This is a genomic window from Ruminococcus bicirculans (ex Wegman et al. 2014) (assembly GCF_000723465.1).
GTDB classification, from domain to species: Bacteria; Bacillota; Clostridia; order Oscillospirales; family Ruminococcaceae; genus Hominimerdicola; species Hominimerdicola aceti.
This window is the reverse complement of sequence record NZ_HF545617.1, coordinates 302,516-321,215: the sequence shown is the minus strand read 5'-3', so window position 1 is coordinate 321,215 and position 18,700 is coordinate 302,516. Positions and strand designations below refer to the sequence as shown.

Annotated in this window: 14 protein-coding genes; 11 read left to right on the top strand and 3 right to left on the bottom strand. The window is 42.1% G+C overall.

From position 1 onward, the window contains the following. Positions 1-24: 24 nt before the first annotated feature. The 3 genes from RBI_RS11850 to RBI_RS11840 form a co-directional block, all read right to left on the bottom strand. Entirely contained in the window at positions 25-807 is a 783-nt protein-coding gene (locus RBI_RS11850; protein WP_041337338.1) for a zinc ribbon domain-containing protein, read from the bottom strand. Positions 808-936: 129 nt separating this feature from the next. Beyond that, complete coding sequence (locus RBI_RS11845) at positions 937-3,174, bottom strand: DNA gyrase/topoisomerase IV subunit A (protein WP_041337337.1); 2,238 nt, start codon at positions 3,172-3,174, stop codon at positions 937-939. Between the two features lie 42 nt (positions 3,175-3,216). Continuing rightward, the gene (locus RBI_RS11840) at positions 3,217-5,199 is read right to left on the bottom strand and encodes a DNA gyrase/topoisomerase IV subunit B (protein WP_041337336.1); all 1,983 of its coding nucleotides are present in this window, start codon (positions 5,197-5,199) and stop codon (positions 3,217-3,219) included. Between the two features lie 210 nt (positions 5,200-5,409). On the opposite strand from RBI_RS11840, the gene RBI_RS11835 reads away from it, so the two are divergent. The 11 genes from RBI_RS11835 to RBI_RS11785 all read left to right on the top strand — a co-directional run bounded on the left by RBI_RS11835 (position 5,410) and on the right by RBI_RS11785 (position 18,685). Then, positions 5,410-6,174: a hypothetical protein gene (locus tag RBI_RS11835; protein ID WP_041337335.1), complete on the top strand. Its 765-nt coding sequence runs from the start codon at positions 5,410-5,412 to the stop codon at positions 6,172-6,174. Positions 6,175-6,391: 217 nt separating this feature from the next. After that, the gene (locus RBI_RS11830; protein WP_041337334.1) at positions 6,392-6,874 is read left to right on the top strand and encodes a hypothetical protein; all 483 of its coding nucleotides are present in this window, start codon (positions 6,392-6,394) and stop codon (positions 6,872-6,874) included. A 10-nt stretch (positions 6,875-6,884) separates the two neighbouring features. Next, positions 6,885-7,352: a hypothetical protein gene (locus tag RBI_RS11825; RefSeq protein ID WP_041337332.1), complete on the top strand. Its 468-nt coding sequence runs from the start codon at positions 6,885-6,887 to the stop codon at positions 7,350-7,352. Then, positions 7,352-7,558: a helix-turn-helix transcriptional regulator gene (locus RBI_RS11820; protein WP_022287501.1), complete on the top strand. Its 207-nt coding sequence runs from the start codon at positions 7,352-7,354 to the stop codon at positions 7,556-7,558. Before RBI_RS11825 ends, RBI_RS11820 begins: the two co-directional genes overlap by 1 nt. Before the next feature lie 392 nt (positions 7,559-7,950). After that, positions 7,951-8,379, top strand: coding sequence for a 50S ribosomal protein L13 (gene rplM, locus RBI_RS11815; protein WP_022287500.1), 429 nt, complete (start codon positions 7,951-7,953; stop codon positions 8,377-8,379). Between the two features lie 16 nt (positions 8,380-8,395). Next, positions 8,396-8,797 carry a 30S ribosomal protein S9 gene (gene rpsI / locus RBI_RS11810; RefSeq protein ID WP_041337331.1) on the top strand — a complete coding sequence of 134 codons (402 nt, stop codon included), beginning with the start codon at positions 8,396-8,398 and terminating at the stop codon, positions 8,795-8,797. A gap of 193 nt (positions 8,798-8,990) precedes the next feature. Beyond that, positions 8,991-10,097 (top strand): ATP-binding protein, encoded by a 1,107-nt coding sequence (locus RBI_RS11805; RefSeq protein ID WP_041337329.1) that lies wholly within the window; start codon positions 8,991-8,993, stop codon positions 10,095-10,097. Beyond that, positions 10,058-12,454, top strand: coding sequence for a DUF5682 family protein (locus RBI_RS11800; RefSeq protein ID WP_041337328.1), 2,397 nt, complete (start codon positions 10,058-10,060; stop codon positions 12,452-12,454). Before RBI_RS11805 ends, RBI_RS11800 begins: the two co-directional genes overlap by 40 nt. After that, positions 12,451-13,593, top strand: coding sequence for a VWA domain-containing protein (locus RBI_RS11795; RefSeq protein WP_041337327.1), 1,143 nt, complete (start codon positions 12,451-12,453; stop codon positions 13,591-13,593). Before RBI_RS11800 ends, RBI_RS11795 begins: the two co-directional genes overlap by 4 nt. A gap of 11 nt (positions 13,594-13,604) precedes the next feature. Then, positions 13,605-15,335: a hypothetical protein gene (locus tag RBI_RS11790; RefSeq protein ID WP_041337326.1), complete on the top strand. Its 1,731-nt coding sequence runs from the start codon at positions 13,605-13,607 to the stop codon at positions 15,333-15,335. Next, positions 15,332-18,685, top strand: a complete 3,354-nt coding sequence (locus RBI_RS11785) for a DUF4132 domain-containing protein (protein WP_041337325.1) — start codon at positions 15,332-15,334, stop codon at positions 18,683-18,685. Before RBI_RS11790 ends, RBI_RS11785 begins: the two co-directional genes overlap by 4 nt. Positions 18,686-18,700: the final 15 nt, after the last annotated feature.

Below are 18,700 nucleotides of genomic sequence, written 5' to 3'. Positions count from 1 at the left end.
TTCTTTTGTAACATTATGACCCTTTTACAGATACTCAGGATAAATAAGCGTAGAAGAATAATACAGATACTTATTATCCGTATCGAACGTTACATTAAGCACCACAGGCTGATCATCACCTGCGTCATTCTCATACCAATAGCGGTATATATAATTTTTAGTGTCTTTTGACCATATGATGCCGTAATATTCAAGGTCTATGGCATCTGACAAGCCACTCCACTTTGCTCCTTGTTCAAACTTATCAAGGTTGATAGCTTTACTCTTTTTTTCACCGTTTGCATTGTTTTTAAGCACCTTGAAATTTGAATATTTTACAGTTTGTATACGTTCTTCATCATCAACAGTAACAAGTGCCGCCCATTCAGGATAATTTATGCCATCAACATTAACACTGTCATCAGACTCAATGATATAATCAAAATTCAGTGCATTGTTCACTCCCTGAAAAGCCGATTCGTCCTTAAAGTGCATATCAAGCTTTTTCTGAGCCTTTGCAACATCTACGCCGATATATTCAGAAATGCTCTCAGCGGTGTTTTCACCCTTTCCGCTTATAATATTCACAACGATAAGGACGACAAGCACCACAAGAAGCACTACCGCCACTGTTATAAGAATAAGCTTGAGCTTGCTTTCAGACAATTTATGTTTTTTCTCGCCCACTATTTCCACATTTAGCGGTTTATTCTGCTTTTTGAAACGCTTCATGATAGATGTATTTTTGTCTGGTCTTAATCTTGTGTCACAGTTAGGACAGAAAATGTCATCATCGTCAACTGACTTGTGGCATTTAGGACACTCCATAAAAACAACTCCCTTTTGCAACATCCGTGCATTTGCACACTTTTTCAAAACAAGTATACCATAATCTCTGTAAAAAGTCAACAAACGCAAAACAGCGGACAGAAGTCTATCCGCTGTAAAAAACATATATCAGAAGTGCATCTGGTCAGGGTCTTCGATATCCTTTGCAAAACAGCCTGCAACAGGTATCGTTTTGCTGCGATATTTTGAAAGGCCTGCTGCTGTCTCATCGTCAACGATAAACGCCTTATCAACAACTGCATTCTTCGCTTTAAGTGTCATGACCTGAACGCCTATAGTATCTCTCGTGGACTTAGGCATAAGAAGCGCTGTATCAAATATCATTGCTCTGCCGTTAGTTGTGCGAAGCATTATCTCAGCGTTATCCTGCACAAAGAACATTCCCACAAGCTTAGCCTTTGCAGAATAAGCGTTGGCAAGCTTCTTTCTGTTGGTCTTTGTTTCATAGGCATTGAGCGGCACTTTTGCCACCTTTCCGTTTTCAAAACAGAATATCATATAGCCCGAATAATCTACAGTATTCACCATGGACACAACGCCCTCACCGTCATCAAAACCAAGCTTTGCAGGAATATAGTCACCAAGAGAGCTTGCCTTTGTGTCGGCAAACTGCGATACCTTGGTCTTATACACAGCCGCCTTGTCTGAGAAGAACAGAAGCTCCGTTTTGTTGGTGCTTTCCATTTCCTGAAGCGGACCGTCGCCCTCTTTATACTTCTGCTCGCTTGCCATTCTCAGTGATTGCGGAGTACATTTCTTGAAATAACCGCTTTGAGATAGGAAAAGCTTGCAGGCGTAGTCAAGAATATCGTCCTCTATGTCTATCTCCTCGATATCAGTCTTATAATAGAACTGAGTTTTTCTTGGCTGACCATACTTCTTTGAAACTTCCTTTAATTCGGAAATGATGATATTCTTTATTTTTCTGTCGCTTCCAAGAATATCTTCAAGCTCTGCAATAGCTTTTTCAAGATCTTCAGTTTCGGCAGTTCTTTTGAGGATATACTCACGGTTAAGGTGTCTGAGCTTTATTTCAGCAACATAATCTGCCTGTATCTCGTCAATGCCGAATCCAACCATAAGGTTAGGAACGACCTCTGTTTCTTCTTCCGTTTCTCTGATTATCTTTATAGCCTTGTCGATATCGAGAAGTATTTTTCCAAGACCTTTCAGCAGATGCAGCTTGTCTTTCTTTTTAGCAAGGTCAAAGCTTGTCCTACGGCGAACGCAGTCCATTCTGAACGCTACCCATTCTTTAATTATATCATAAACGCCCATTATTCTTGGATAGCCGTGAACAAGTATATAGAAATTGCATGAATATGAGTCCTGAAGCGGCGTCAGCTTATAAAGCTTTTGCATAAGCTTATCAGGGTCTACGCCCTTTTTGATATCTATACCTATTTTCAGACCGTTAATGTCCGTTTCATCACGGATATATGATACCTCTCTTATCTTGCCTGCCTTAACGAGAGCAATTATCTTCTCGATTATTGCTTCAACTGTGGTAGTGGCAGGTATCTCAACGATTTCAAGACACCTTGACTCCTTGTCATACTGATATTTTGCTCTCAGCTTAACAGAGCCTTTTCCTGTGCGGTATATCTTATCAAGCTCCTCCTCATCATAGAGAAGTGAAGCACCGCCCGGAAAGTCAGGTCCTTTCAGCGTTTCAAGAGCGTTGAAATCAGGATTTTTCATAAGTCCGATAGTTGTCTCACAAACCTCGCTAAGGTTGAACGGACAAACTGATGAAGCCATAGAAACGCCTATACCAACGTTTGCATTAACAAGTATTGACGGGTAAGTAGCAGGAAGCAAGGTCGGCTCTGTGGTGGTGTTATCATAGTTAGGAACAAAATCCACAGTGTCCTTATCTATATCTCCGAAAAGCTCCTGACAGATAGGCATGAGCTTTGCCTCAGTGTATCGAGAGGCAGCATACGCCATATCTCTTGAATATGCCTTACCGAAGTTTCCCTTACTCATTACATATGGGTGCAAAAGTGCTTCATTGCCCTGTGAAAGTCTTACCATGGTTTCATATATAGCACCGTCGCCGTGAGGATTGAGCCTCATGGTCGCACCAACGATATTGGCAGACTTTGTGAGCTTTCCGTTTAAAAGTCCCATTTTATACATGGTATAAAGCAGTTTTCTGTGTGAGGGCTTAAAGCCGTCTATCTCAGGGAACGCTCTTGATACCAAAACGCTCATGGCATATGGCATATAGTTCTTTTCAAGAGACATTGTTATCTTTTCATCTGCAACAAGTCCTGCACCCTCGATATATGCGTTGTTATTTGGTTTAGCAGTCTTTTTAGGCTCTGCCTTTTTTCTTGCCATAAAATCTATCCTTTCTGCGCCGAATATATTTTCAGATGCAAATTATGAAATATCCGCCATATCAAGATAATCAACACCATTATTGGTGATGAAATCTTTTCTTCCCTGCAGATCGTCACCCAAGAGCATATCGAACATCCATTGTGTCTGCTCGATATCGTCAGGCTCTATCTTTATAAGACGTCTTGTGGCAGGGTCCATTGTCGTAAGGCTCATCATCTCCGCCTCGTTCTCGCCAAGACCTTTTGAACGCTGGATATCAAACTTTTTATTGCCTATCATTTTGAGTATCTTTGTCTTTTCGTTCTCGTCATATGCAAAGTAAGTCTTGTCGGAAGTCGTTATCTCAAAGAGCGGTGACTCCGCAATATAAACATATCCTTTTTCAATAAGGGTCGGCACAAGTCTGTAAAGCATTGTGAGTATAAGCGTTCTGATATGGAAGCCGTCAACATCGGCATCAGTACAAATAACTATCTTGTTCCAGCGAAGGTTGTCGAGATTGAACATAGATATCTCCTTGTTCTTGCCCGTCTTGACCTCAACTCCGCAGCCTATGACTTTTATAAGATCTGTGATTATCTCATTCTTGAAAATCTTATCATAGTCAGCTTTCAGACAGTTGAGTATCTTTCCTCTTACAGGGATAACAGCCTGAAACTCTGCATTTCTTGCCATTTTTACAGAACCGAGCGCCGAGTCGCCCTCCACGATATAAAGCTCACGCTGAGAAAGGTCTTTTGAACGGCAGTCAACGAATTTCTGCACCTGATTTGAAAGGTCGATAGAGCCTGCAAGCTTTTTCTTCAGGTCTATTCTTGACTTCTCAGCCTTTTCACGGCTTCTCTTGTTTACAAGAACCTGCTCGGCTATCTTCACCGCTTCGTCAGGATTTTCAATAAAGTATATCTCGAGATTGTGCTTCAAGAACTCTGTCATGCACTCCTTGATAAACTTGTTTGTGATAGCTTTCTTTGTCTGATTGGCATATGAAGTCTGTGTAGAAAAAGAACTTGAAACAAGCACCAAGCAATCCTCGATATCCTGAAAAGTAATAGGCTTTTCGTTTTTCAGATACTTATTGTTGCTTTTGAGATAAGCATTTATCTGAGATGTGAAAGCACTCTTTACTGCGTCCTCCGGTGAGCCACCATGTTCCAGAAAACTTGAATTGTGATAATATTCAAGACATTTTACCTGATTAGAGAAAGTGAATGCCACAGAAAGCTTTACCTTGTAATCGTCCTTGTCCTCACGGTCACGACCCTTGCGGTCGCCTGTGAAAAACTGCACCGAGGTCAGAGGCTTTTCACCTGCTATCTCTGCAACATAATCGGCGATACCATTCTCATAATAGAACGTCTTTTCTTCAAAAGAATTGTTCTCACGCTGTATACGCAGGATAAATGTGATATTAGGGTTTACTACAGCCTGCTTTTTCAGAACGTCCTCAAAATATTCGTTCTCAATTTTTATATCAGTGAAAACTTCAAGGTCAGGTCGCCAATGTGTCTTTGTACCTGTCTTTTTCTGCTTTGTTTCTTCCTTTTTAAGACCACCAACGTTTCTTCCCTTTTCAAAGTGCAGGTCATACTTATATCCGTCACGGAAAACCTCGACGTCCATAAACTCAGATGAATACTGCGTCGCACAAGCACCCAGTCCGTTAAGGCCCAACGAATATTCATAGTTATCTCCGCTGTTATTATTATACTTGCCACCTGCATAAAGCTCGCAGTAAACAAGCTCCCAGTTATATTTTTTCTCACGCTGGTTATAGTCAACAGGACAACCACGTCCGAAGTCTTCCACCTCGATAGAATCGTCATTGTACTTTGTAACGATTATCTTATCGCCATGACCGTCACGAGCCTCGTCTATAGAGTTTGAAAGAATTTCAAAAACAGAATGTTTACAGCCCTCAAGTCCGTCAGAGCCGAATATTACCGCAGGACGCTTTCTTACTCTGTCCTCCCCCTTAAGAGATACTATATCTTCATTTGTATATTCCTTTTTATTTGCCATTTCTCATTTCCTTTCTTACGGATCTGAAGAATTTTTTACATACAAATTATATTATAACACAAAGTCAACGATTTTGTAAATACATTAATTAAACATTTTTCAGAGCAAAGCCGAACATTTGTTTTGTTACTAATAAACAAAAACACAGGCTATTGATTATTTGAAAAAAATATTATATAATATAGGTAGCTTAAAAAATCGGAGGACAAAATGGATATTACGATAAATGCACCGCAGACCGAAAGCAACTCAAACTCTGCCAAAGCAATGGCTCTTAATAATGGGCTGATATGGTTCATATGCTTTGTTCCGCTTATCGGCTTGTTTCTTGAAAACTATGCAAACTCTGCCACCGCAGGAGCGTTCCTGTGGATACTTGTGCCGCTGTTCATGATAGGCTGTTCCATTGCAGATTGCAAACAGCTTATAAAGCATGGCATTGATGCCGCACACCTTTTCAAATGGGTATGGCTAACGCCTTTTTATGTTTATAAGCGTGAAAAGCTTTGCGGCAGAGAGCTTTACAAAGCGATAATGTGCGGATTTTTCATTATCGCTGCACTGTTTATGAATGGTTTTACGCAGAGCATAAAAATAGACAACGACTATATGCTCGTATCCGCACAGAACAGTTATGTGCAAAGCCTTGACAACTTTTCGGGAAATTCAGCAAAGGTAATCGGTGAGTGCATAGCTTCTTATCTAGGCGAGGACGCAAAGTGGGATTGCACAAAGAACGGTCACAACTACACAGTAACAGTAAAAGGCAAACATGGCTCTGATAACTACACTATTTCCTTTTTAATAGTATATGACGGCTTCACTTACAGAAAATTCACCATTTCAGACGTGATAAAAAATAAAGTTTCACTCCGTGACGATGAATTTAGTGCTGTATGCAAAGAGATATTCACAGAAGATAAAAGCGACACCGACAGTAGCAATGAAGAAAGTTCAAATTCACAAACAGAATAATTTCATGAGCGGACTTTGTTCCGCTCTTTTTGTTGTCAGTGTACATAAATGTGTACAAACTGATATGGCACGATTTGTGTATATGCACAAAGGTGATAAATTTGTCACTTTTCTATTGACTTTGCAAGGTAAAAGTGATATTATTGTCACATAAGGTGATAAATAAATCACCTTGTATATGCAGCTGTTTAAATCACAAATGAAAGAAGATGTAGAAATGAATGACAAAACGGAGATAAAAACAGACAAAATATCATACAAAAAGTATTACAGACAGATGGGTATTTTGGGCACGCTGGGTGGAGCGATGTGGATATTCTATTGGGTTATGGAAAAGGTGCTGCCTGCGATAAAGAAAGGGCACACACTTACCAATGTGATAAACCTTATCGTATCTTTGGGAACGCTTGCGCTGATCGCCATATGCATAACAAAGATGATATCCACGGTCGGCAAAAGAGATACAAATGACGAGCTTACTCAGCAGACAACAGCAAAGGTCAATCAGACTTTTATAACGTTCCTGTTCACGATTGCCTGCCTGTTTATTTCAGTTATGACTTTGTTTTCCGATATTTTAGGAAGATTTAAGGTCACACTAAACGAATATGTTATAACGGGCTTGATATGGTTCTGCTATGCGGTGTACAATTTTATAGGTCTATATTTTGAAAGTAAGTTCGATGATGATGAGAACTAGAGGGATAAAAATGAAAGCGAAAAAAGAAAAGAAAAAGATAACTCTGAGAGAATATCACAAAAAGCGTATGGTAACAGGAATTGCAATACTTGTCACAGAGATATTTGAAAACACTGCGGAGCATTACAAGCTTGATAATACAACATGGGCGACGGTGATATTCGTTGTGTTGGCTGCTATGACGGCTTTATTTGCAGTAATATGGCTGTATGCAAGCTGTCAGAAAGTTGACAAAGAGGACGAAATGGCAAAAGAAAATATGCTCAAGGCACATCAAAGTATCACAAAAATGTTTTTAATAATATTAGCAGTAGCGATCTTTATATCAATGTTCTGGGAAGGAAGTATAACCATAAAGATAAACAGCGACAGACTATATCAAGTATGGTTTATATTCTGGTTCAGTTACATGACCCTTGAAAGCGGATTTTTCCTCCACCATGAGGGCAAGCTCAGCACCGATGAGGAGGACGAGTAATGCCGGAGCTAAAAACAAAACTCAAGGAATATCGTGCCAAGCTTGACATGAAGCAGGGTGACCTTGCCGAAAAAGTGGGCGTCAGGCGTGAAACTATCATACGTCTTGAAAAAGGACAATACAATCCGTCCCTAAAGCTTGCAATGGATATTGCAAAGGTATTTGGTGTATCTGTAGAGGATATTTTTTCATTTGAAGATGAATAAAGCTGAAAATACAGTAAAGCAGACGGTTTGCAGAATTTTGGTGCAGAAGAAAAGCATATACCGAAAATGCAAATACAGACATATAAGCACATATTCTAGCGTAGACAGATAAATATTGAATATACGTTGCTTATACTATGATTATCTTTAGTTTATGCCATATTACTATGTATATTAGTGTAAAAGGCAAAAGTGAAATGAATTGTGAGAAATCGAGAGAAATGGAGCAAAACGAAGAGAATTAAAGAGAATGAGGGATATAAATTAAAAATTCGACGTTTTGACTATTGACAATCGTGAAAAGCTGTTGTATAATAGACAACGTTGTGAGTTCACAGGGCAAAAATGCGGCTGTGAACAGACTTTTTAAAATTCTGAATGGAGGAAATAATATGTCAACTTATATGCCAAAAGCAGGCGACATTACTCGCACATGGTATATTCTCGACGCTGAAGGTCAGTCACTCGGTAGAGTTGCTGCTAAGGCTGCTCACATTCTTCGTGGCAAGCACAAGCCAACTTACGCACCACACGCTGACTGCGGCGACCATGTAATCATCATCAACACAGATAAGGCTGTTCTCACAGGCAAGAAGCTTGATCAGAAGTCTTACAAGTGGCACACAGGCTGGATCGGTGGTCTTAAGGAGATCAAGTATTCAGATATGATGGCTAATCAGTCAGACAGAGCTATGACAATTGCTGTTGAGGGTATGCTCCCTAACAACACACTTGGCAGAGCTGCTGCAAAGAGACTCAGAGTATACAAGGGTGCTGAGCATAACAATGCTGCTCAGAAGCCTGTTAAATACGAACTGTAAGGAAGGAGCAATTTAGATGTACGAATCAAAGCAGCCATATTTCTATGGCACAGGTAGAAGAAAACATTCTGTTGCCCGTGTTCGTGTTTACGAGGGTACAGGTAAGATCACAATCAACGGCAGAGACATTGACGATTACTTCGGTCTTGAGACACTCAAGCTCATCGTTCGTCAGCCATTTGCTGTAACAGATACAATGGATAAGTACGATATCGTTTGCACGGTAACAGGCGGTGGAGTAACAGGTCAGGCTGGTGCAATCAGACACGGTCTTTCAAGAGCTCTTCTTCAGGCTAGCGATGAGTTCAGACCTCTCCTTAAGAAGGAAGGCTTCCTCACTCGTGACCCAAGAATGAAGGAAAGAAAGAAGTACGGTCTCAAAGCCGCAAGACGTGCTCCACAGTTCTCAAAGAGATAATTTCATTCTCATTTATCAAACCGTTTCGCAGAAATGCGAAGCGGTTTTTTTATACCCTATCCTAACTGTCAAAATGCACAACCAAAACATCTGCTCGTTGTCAATTTAGCTGAATATCCCCCTGCTTATTGTAAATAACAACAAAATATGATATAATTATTACTGATAAATTAACTTTTAGGAGATAACTGCTATGACGAATGAATACATAAAACCGCCCGTTGAGATACGCTACAAAAATGAACTTGATGCCTTGAAAAGTGTTGATATTGGCAAAAAGCCTGAAAATTGGGTGCTGTCGCCAAAGGCAGTGCGAACATTTATATTAGGCGGAATCATCAAAACTGCCGATGGCAAAATGCAGATAAAGCGCAAATTCTATGGCAATGACGCACTTGTTGAGCGCTGTATAATCACCCTCGCCGGAAACCGTGGACTTATGCTGGTGGGTGAGCCAGGCACTGCTAAAACTATGCTCTCTGAGCTTCTCTCTGCTGCCTGCTGCGGCATAAGCACGAACACAGTTCAGGGTACGGCTGGAACTACCGAGGATATGATAAAATATAGCTGGAACTATGCCATGCTTCTTTCAAAAGGTCCGTGCCGTGAAGCCCTTGTGTCTGCTCCCCTGCTCATAGGCATGGAACAAGGCATTTTCGCACGATTTGAGGAAATAACTCGTACCCCTGCAGAAATCCAAGATAGCCTTATTTCTGTAATGAGCGACCAGATACTCAATATCCCTGAGCTTGAAAACGAAGGACTTGTTTTCGCCAAGCAAGGATTTAATATAATCGGTACTGCAAACACCCGTGATAAGGGCGTAAATGAAATGTCAGGTGCTTTGAAAAGACGTTTCAATTTTGAGACTGTCGAGCCTGTTCGTGACGTAAGGCTCGAAAAAGAGATCATTATCCGTGAAGCACAAGACCTTGCAAAAACAGGTCATATCGACCAGCCTATAGACACTGACGCTGCTGAACTTCTTGCTGTCACATATCATGAGCTTCGTGAGGGCGTTACCTCAGAGGGAACAAAGCTTGAAAAACCAAACGCCGTTATGAGTACAGCCGAAGCTGTGTCCGTTTTCTATCAAACTATGAGCAGTGCATATTATTATGGTGACGGAAAAACTGATCTCAAAGAGCTTACGCAGAATCTTTTAGGAGCAGTTTGTAAGGAAAACAAAGACGATCTTGAAAAGCTCAAAAGCTATTTCAGGATCGCTGTTAAGGAAAAAAGTGCAAGTGAGGGAGGCATATGGACAGAATATCTGGATACAGCCAAGTATCTGAAATAATACCTTTCGACTATTCTCAGCCATTTCTGCTTTTTCCTGTAAGACACCACAGCCCTGTCTGCTCGTGGCAGCTCATCAGAGCAATTAAAGAATATCAGCCCGATGTCATACTTATAGAGGGTCCTGAAAACGCCAATGATATGATAGGTGTGTTGACGGACGAGAGAACAAAACTCCCTGCGGCTTTCTATTATTACTACAAGGACAGAAAAAAGTTTATCAGTGATGAAGCCGAAGACTATAAATGCTACTACCCTTTTATCTATACTTCACCTGAGTATAACGCTCTGAAAACAGCCGCAGCCATGGGTATAGAAGCACGCTTTATAGATCTTCCCTACAGCGAGATACTTATTACCACCGCAGAAAATAAAGGCCTTCGCAGTAATAAGGACAAGCACAGCTACACTGATGACAGCAGACTTATATACAGCAAATTCTGCAAAAAGCTTTGCGAGAAAACAGATCTAAGGACCTTTGAAGAGTTCTGGGAGAAGTATTTTGAGATAGAGGGGCTCAGACTATCTGTACAAGATTTTGTACAGCAAATGTACACCTACTGCATTATCTCACGAAATGACGAAACAGAAGATGATCTTGCGGCAGACGGCACTCTTGCAAGAGAAAACCATATGGCTCTGCGTATCAAAGAAGCACTTAAAGATAACAAAAAAGTCCTTGCTGTAACAGGCGGATTCCACAGTTTGGGACTTTATGAGCTTTTGAAAAGTGATAATATCCAAAAAGAAAAGCTTCACAAGCTCTCTCAAAAAGATGAGGGCTGTTTCCCCGTAGCTTATTCTTATGAAGCAGCAGACGCTCTCAGTGGATATGCCTCTGGTATCCAGCGTCCTTATTTTTATGATTGCGTGATGAACAAGCTAATCCACTGCGATGACCCGGCAGGTGTTTACAGCGACACAGTTCTTGACCTGCTCATAGGTACAGTGAGAGCCTGTGATAAACATGATATCCCAGTGTCAATGGCTGACGCTTCCGCAGCGCAGTCTATGATGAGTGGACTTGCCGCACTTCGTGGCTGTCATGAATGTGGACTTTACGAGCTTGAGGACGCCATAACCTCGTCATTTATCAAGGGAGAGAAAACAATATCCTCCGCCCTGCCTATCGACATTATGCACAAACTTGCCACAGGCGACAAGACAGGTCATATAGGTGATATAAACCACGTTTCTCCGCTTATCGCTGATTTTGAAGAACAGTGTAAAAGGTTTCGACTTAAAATAAAAACAGTAACCCCTAATAAGACGGAAGTTTCACTTTTTACCACTGCAAACGGCATGGAACTAAGCAGATTTTTCCATAGAATGGTGTTTCTAGGCACAGACTTTGCCCAGCGAACAAAAGGACCTGATTTGCATAGGCGAAAAGACAGAAGCCGTGTCCGTGAAGAATGGGTATACAAAAAAGTTCCTGCCACAGACGTTGCTCTCATAGACCATACTGCCGACGGCTTCACCATTGAAGAAGCCTGCCGCACCTGTGCTTCAAGAACACTTCGCCATGAAAAGCACTGTGATGTTGCGGCGCATATCCTTGTGGACTGCTTCCAAATGGGCTTAGAACTCTCTGATGATGACAAGGCTTGTGCCGAGAACATTCTTAACTCAGACGGTGACTTTTTCTCTGTAGGCAGAGGTCTAAGGCATTTTATCACTCTTATGGAACTCCAACAGCTTTATAATACCGAGTTTTCCGCCGCAGAAAATTGTGCAAAGCGGTGCATGACAAGGATAATCACAGCACTGCCTGATATGGCGTCGGTGAAAGACGACCACATTGCAGAATGTGCAGCAATAATGTACGCAATGCAGAAAGCTGTCACTGACGGCTTTAGAGAATATCGTCAGGACTATGAAAACGCCCTGCTTTCCCTCTGCGGCAAATCTGATAAAGACCCATTTGTTTACGGCACAGCACTTGGCATACTTTATGCCTTTGACCCCCACCGCCGCAAGCTTGCTGAACAGGCAATGTCAAGCTATCTCAAAGGCGACAGGAATGTTCAGATACAAGGAGCGGAGTTTCTTCACGGACTTTTCAATGCCGCCCGTGATATCATCATGACGGACGATTCTTTCATCAGAATGACAGACACGCTTATCTGCGGACTTGACTATGACGATTTTATAGAGATACTTCCCTCTATGAAGCTTGCTTTCAGTTGTTTCACCCCCTATGAAATACAGCAAACAGCCACCGCTGTCGCAAAGCTTTATGACGCTGACAGTGCTGAGCTTCTTGTGGAAAAACCTATAAACGAAAGGCTATACAGCTTCGGCGGGGAAATAGATAAAGAGATAGTCAAACTTTTGTCTGAGGAGGAAAAGCCATGACAGATGAAAGCAAAGCCATATCCGTCAACCGCTGGCGGCTCGTGCTGGGCGGAATGTCTGACAAAAGCCTTTCCTTTACCGGTGACAAAGCAGCGATAATAACGTTTCAGGATATGGAAAAGCTACTCGATTATCTCTATAGCCGTGCGCAAGGTGACGATGTAAGGAACGAGAACAGCAGGCAAGGCGGCCAGGGTGGCAGTGTGCTAAACGCCGCAGAATGGATAACAAAAGTCAGAACGCTTTTTCCAAAGCAGACCGCCGATGTGCTTGAACGTCAAGCTTTGGAAAGGTTCAACATGACCGAGCTTCTTACCGATAAAAAGGTTCTTGAAGAAATGAAGCCTGATATAGCGCTGCTTAAAACTATCATTCAGCTCAAACATCTCATGAACGGCGAGGCATTGCAGGCGGCTGTAAAAATAGCAAAACAGGTGGCAGACGATATCAAACAAAAGCTTGATATGACCATAAAGCGAAGCCTTACAGGCAGGCTTGATAAAAACACATCGTCAGTTATGAAATGCTATGCAAACCTCGATTTCAAAAAGACTATCCGCCGAAACCTGAAAAACTATGACAAAACAAGCAACCAGCTTATACTGAAAGATATCTATTTCAGTGGACGTGTGAAAAAGCATAACAAAAAGCGCATTATCATAGCCATAGACGAAAGCGGTTCAATGCTCGGTTCAGTCATCTATAGTGCAGTAATGGCGCAGATAATTTCCGAACTGCCCTTTGCAGAGGTGAAGCTCATCATATTTGATACAAGCATCGTTGACCTCTCAGACCATGCAGACGACCCTGCTCAGACAATAATGAGCGTTCAGCTTGGGGGAGGAACGGATATTGCAAAAGCCCTTACCTACTGCGAAAGCCTTATCGTTACGCCCCATGACACTTGCGTTATCGTGGTAACAGACCTCTACGAGGGTGGCAGTGAAGCACAGCTTATGAACGTCAGCAAAAATATAATCACAAGCGGCGCACATCTCTCATTCCTTACCGCCCTTGATGAAAATGCCGACCCTGCCTATGACAAGGCGACAGGTCAGAGGCTTGCAGATATGGGCTCATTCGTTGGCGGTCTTACCCCTGATAAGCTTGGGGATTACATCGGAAAAATATTTGCATAGGAGATGACATCTTGGACGTGATCGATAAACAGCTTGGCATGGCAAACGAACAAACGCTTATTGAGCTTTCAAACAAGGGCATTTACAAACGTGCGTTGAAGGAATCCAAAAACATGACCCTTTCGGCTGAAAAAAACCATGAATGTTACATAGTAAAATTAGACGGTGAAACCTGCACCATAAAATCACCACTTGATGAAAGTCAATGCACTTGTGTTTCAAGAGGAATGTGCAGGCACATTATCACAGCCATACTGCTTTTGAAAGCACAGCTTCCACAGTACGACGGCGAGGATATCACTCCAGAGGTCATAACCTCCGAGCCTGAACAAGCAGAAATTGAACTTCCCGACCAACCTGAAATAAATCCGCTTTCTCAGGATACCCAGAAAAAGATAAAAGGATGTGCCGAACAGTGCATAAAAATAATGTCTGGAATATTTATCCGAGGTCTTGTAAGAGCCGAAGAGAGCGACCCCGATAACTTTGAGCTTGCCGCAGTTTCCTGCCACGCTTTGAGAATGGCTGAGGCAGAAAGACAAATGCGTGAACTTGGCAGCCGACTTAAAGACTGTGTTTCAAGGCAAGCTTCATTCAGTCCGCAGGTATTCACTCACAAAATGTTTGAATATGCTGACAGCATGAACAAGCTTATAAAAGCCGACATCACAGAAGAAATGCTCGGCACCTTCCGCAGAGAATACACCGACTATGAGGGGACGCTCCAACTCCTGCCTATAGGCACAAGAAATGTCAGTGGCGAATACACTGGCTGTATCTACTATTTTCTAAATAAAGACAGAACATCTCACCAACGCTTTCTAACCTACAGCGATCTGCGCCCCACGTTCTATGAAAAAAAGTCAAGACGATTTGCCGAAAGCACAACTGTATGGGATCTTGACAGCTCTCTAAACAGCTATATGTGCACAGAGCTGAAGCTTGAAAACGCCAAGATGAGCATGGGGCATTTGTCCTCATCGTCAAAGACCAATGCCATAGGCGCAGGCCCTGCACAGCTAAACTGTTTTGCCCTCCGTGAGCTTATTGTCAGCGATTTCAAAGAGCTTGCGGAAAAGATCTCCGCAAACAAAAGCGACGAGGAGACCGACCGGCTTTATTTCGTTCACCCCAAAGAGTGCGTCGCTTCATATTTTGACAAGCACACTCAACAGCAGATTTTTATTATAAAAGACAGCTGTGATAGACAAATATCCGTCACCGCAAAATACACAGCAGAAAATCGTGAATTTATTTCCACGCTTGAAACCATAGGTGGCAAAATGCTAAAAGAGAAGCACAAAAACTACGTCATGCTGACTCAGGGGTATATCGACCACGGCAGGCTAACGCTTTTTCCAATAGAGGTCTATGATTTTATTGATCCGCCTGACAATGTTCCTGTACCTGTCGAGAATGATACAGACCAAGACTATGGAATGTGTAGCGAGCTTCTTGACGCCACCGAAGAAACCGACAAGAGGATAGTCACGGCAATGGAGTGCGGAGTGAACTCTGTTATCACAGACGAACACGCTCAAAGCATACGCCAATGCGGACTTGAAGAACTTGCAAAACGTTATGAATGCTTCACAAAGCTGTGCGAAAATGCAAGACACACCACCGCAGACAAAAGCCTTGATATCTTCACTGCCGCAGGCAACACGATGCGGTATATCAGACTTTGCACACAAAAATTAGCACTGTTCAGTGCGATAAATAATATGGAGGAGAAAAAATGATCTACAACGAAAGCACCAAAAGCTTTATAAAGCTTGAAACCGCCCTAAAGGAGCTTGGTTTTGACCAGCAGACCATAGACCTTGCCCTTGAATATCTTGACATCACAAAGCCAAGAAACAATGACCTGATGAGAAAAATTATAACAAGATACTATCCAAAACTCATGCAGTATAGTTATCGTGAAAAGCTTATCAAAGCTGTAAAAAGTGAGATATCAAATTCAGATAGTGATGAGCTTAAAGACCGTTATATTATTTTCAGTTCAATGGCAACGGGTCCATATTTCCGATATATGACAGAAGCGCTGTCTGGCAATGCCTATATATATTCCGAAAACAAAGCCATGTATATGAAGCCGCTCACTGATTTTTATGGTGAGAACGCAGAAGCAGTCTGGATATCAACAGAGATATCACACAGATCAGATCAATCCATACACTACGTTTTCACTGTAAATCCTATCTATTCCGCAGATGTTGCTATAAGGACATTCAAATACGTTAGCCCTGACGATATCATAGCACAGCTTCTCCTGTGCGTTTACGCATTGGACGCAACCGAGCTGCCTAAAAAGAGCCTGCTCGGCAAAACAATAATTCCTGATACAGCCGCAATTGCCATAAAAAAGCTTTGCGAAGTGGTCGAAAAAAAGCCCCAAACAACTACAGCCGTTTTCTGTCTTTTTCTTGCCGCATATGCAGAAGCGTCATATTTTGCAAAAGAATATCGTGCATTTTTTGATAAGAACATTGTGAAATACTGCGACGATCTTACCCAAGGGCTGATATATATGAAGCTTTCCACCAACAGGATATTCGACCTTATCGAAGCTCAACCACAGTGTCTTACAGATAGATACATTCTGCACTTTGTCAAATTACCTGACAAAAACGGAAACTACCCTGTGCAAATGGTAAAGCTCGCAAAAGATCACCCCAATATCTTCATACAAACAATGAAGAACGCTCGCTTTGATCTAGGCATAATAATGGAGAAAATGCTCAAAGCCACTGACCCGAATTATGATGCAAAGGCAGTAGGTCTTAAAGCCGCCCAGCAGGAACATATCTCAAAAAATATAGCCGAGCATTTCAAACACCGTGACGAGATATACGCATATATCACAGGCAAAGCCGAATTAGACACCATACTCCCTTTTGCAGACGAAGAATCCTGTAATGGCGGACATCAGAATATGAATTATGTTGGCGAATATGGCGAGGACGATTTTATAATCCGCTGTATCGCCGCCCTTTCCATAGGAGCATCTAAAGATACAAGTGACCCCCTCCAACTTATAGGCAACGATCTTTATTATAACACCGAGTTCATCGTCCGTGCAATGGTAAGATCAGGTCTACCGATAGATATAATTATAAGATCCCTTGGCTGGCAGATAGAAAGCTCTTACTGTAAAGAAGCCATCATCAATAAGATAACCGCTATCATGCCAGAATTTAAAGACAAAGCCACCATTATCGACGTAAGCAAAATGGCTGTGTCCAGCCGACTTTTGTATATAAGGCTTCTTGATATCGCAGACAGCAACAAGTACAAAGATGAATTTTTTGCCCTTTGTGACGATAACAGCAAGGTAATAAAAGCAGAGCTTGTGAAAGTTATATCCGCCCACAAGGATTGGCACGATAATGTTTGCAAACTTCTTGCTCAGAAAAAATCAGCCAAGCGTGAAACTGCACTTATGATAATCGAAAATCAAGGTACTGACGCCTACCGCACAGAGCTTGAAAAAGCCTATGCCACAGAAAAATCCGACAAACTCAAATCGAAAATATCTGAACTTTTGGGCAGCGAAGCAAAGCCTGCCGAAATATCAGATGAAGACCTTGTGACTGCGCTCACCAAAGGCACAAAAAGCAAGAAAGTTCTCTGGCTTTTTGAACAGCCCTTTGCACCTATTCACTTCACCGATGATAAAATCGCAGAGGATATCTATTTGCAGGCTCTCCTGCTTACATATGCAAACGCCGACGAAGGTACCCTCCCACCCGAGGGCAAGACACTTGCCCAGAAGCTCAAATCTGACGAGCTTGAAACATTCGCCCTTGAAGTCCTGAGCCGCTGGCTTGAAAAAGGTGCAGAAGCGAAAACAAAGTGGACAATGTATTTTGCGGCCATTTACGGCGGTGATGAAGCAATAAATTGCCTGACGGATTACATAAAAGAATGGTCGAAACAGTCATTAAATATGCGTGTTGCCCTTGCGGTTAAAGCCGTCAATGCCGTAGCTCTGAATGGCAGTTCCTATGCACTTATGACTGTAGACAATATTTCAAGAAAATATAAGAGTCGTGCGGTCAGAGCTGCCGCAGTTGACGCACTTGCCAATGCCGCTAAACAGCTTGGCTTGACAACGCAGGAGCTTGCGGACAAGATAGTACCTGACATGGGCTTTGACGAGAAAATGTGCCGCACCTTTGATTTTGGGAGCAGAAAATTCTCCGTTTATCTCACTCCACAGCTTGATATAGAAATATTCGAGGGCGAGAAAAAGCTTAAAAATCTCCCTAAAATAGGCGTTAATGACGACCCTGCCCTCGCAGAAAAGGCTACTGCTGATTTCAAGGAAATGAAAAAGCAAATGAAAACTGTTGTTGACGCACAGAAACAGCGTCTTGAATATGTGCTTATGCTTGACCGTAAGTGGACAGCAGCAGCTTGGAAAGCTCTCTTTGTAAAAAATCCTCTCATGCACTGCTTTGCGATAGGTCTTATATGGGGTATTTACGAAAATGGCTGTCTTAAAACTTCGTTCCGTTATCTTGACGACGGCAGCTTTACAAACTCAGATGATGATGAGATAGAGCTGTCCGAGGTTATGCAGATAGGGCTTGTTCACCCGCTGGAGCTTACTGAACATGAAAAAGAAGCTTGGCTGGAACAGCTTGATGATTACAAGATAATACAGCCATTTGACCAGCTAAGAAGAAAGGTATACAAAGTAGCGGAAATCGATAAGAATAAGACCGCCTGCGAGATCTTCAAGAATACCGAGATAACGAACACCACTCTAGTCAACCGCATGACCAAAGCAGGCTGGTATAAGGGTCAGGCACAGGACGCAGGCTTTTTCTATGAGTTCATAAGAAATGATATCTCAGGCAAGGAGAAAGATCCCGACGGCAAGCTCATCAACATAGGCATGACCGCCGAGCTTAAATTCTCAGGAACATACATTGGCTATTACGAGATAGAGGACGTGACCGTGGAAGAGCTTTACTTCCGACTTCCCGATGCTGCATACAATGACAACATGAAACTTGGCGATGTCAATCCAAGATACTACAGCGAAGTTGTCTTACAACTTAAAAAAGCTATAAACAAGTAGGCATAACAAAAGGCA

Excerpts from the sequence above, each read along its gene's own strand:
- rplM (WP_022287500.1), top strand. The coding sequence starts at position 7,951 with ATGTCAACTTATATGCCAAAAGCAGGCGACATTACTCGCACATGGTAT.
- RBI_RS11850 (WP_041337338.1), bottom strand. The coding sequence starts at position 807 with ATGGAGTGTCCTAAATGCCACAAGTCAGTTGACGATGATGACATTTTC.
- RBI_RS11805 (WP_041337329.1), top strand. The coding sequence starts at position 8,991 with ATGACGAATGAATACATAAAACCGCCCGTTGAGATACGCTACAAAAAT.
- RBI_RS11795 (WP_041337327.1), top strand. The coding sequence starts at position 12,451 with ATGACAGATGAAAGCAAAGCCATATCCGTCAACCGCTGGCGGCTCGTG.
- RBI_RS11800 (WP_041337328.1), top strand. The coding sequence starts at position 10,058 with ATGGACAGAATATCTGGATACAGCCAAGTATCTGAAATAATACCTTTC.
- RBI_RS11830 (WP_041337334.1), top strand. The coding sequence starts at position 6,392 with ATGAATGACAAAACGGAGATAAAAACAGACAAAATATCATACAAAAAG.
- RBI_RS11825 (WP_041337332.1), top strand. The coding sequence starts at position 6,885 with ATGAAAGCGAAAAAAGAAAAGAAAAAGATAACTCTGAGAGAATATCAC.
- RBI_RS11840 (WP_041337336.1), bottom strand. The coding sequence starts at position 5,199 with ATGGCAAATAAAAAGGAATATACAAATGAAGATATAGTATCTCTTAAG.
- RBI_RS11845 (WP_041337337.1), bottom strand. The coding sequence starts at position 3,174 with ATGGCAAGAAAAAAGGCAGAGCCTAAAAAGACTGCTAAACCAAATAAC.
- RBI_RS11820 (WP_022287501.1), top strand. The coding sequence starts at position 7,352 with ATGCCGGAGCTAAAAACAAAACTCAAGGAATATCGTGCCAAGCTTGAC.
- rpsI (WP_041337331.1), top strand. The coding sequence starts at position 8,396 with ATGTACGAATCAAAGCAGCCATATTTCTATGGCACAGGTAGAAGAAAA.
- RBI_RS11785 (WP_041337325.1), top strand. The coding sequence starts at position 15,332 with ATGATCTACAACGAAAGCACCAAAAGCTTTATAAAGCTTGAAACCGCC.
- RBI_RS11835 (WP_041337335.1), top strand. The coding sequence starts at position 5,410 with ATGGATATTACGATAAATGCACCGCAGACCGAAAGCAACTCAAACTCT.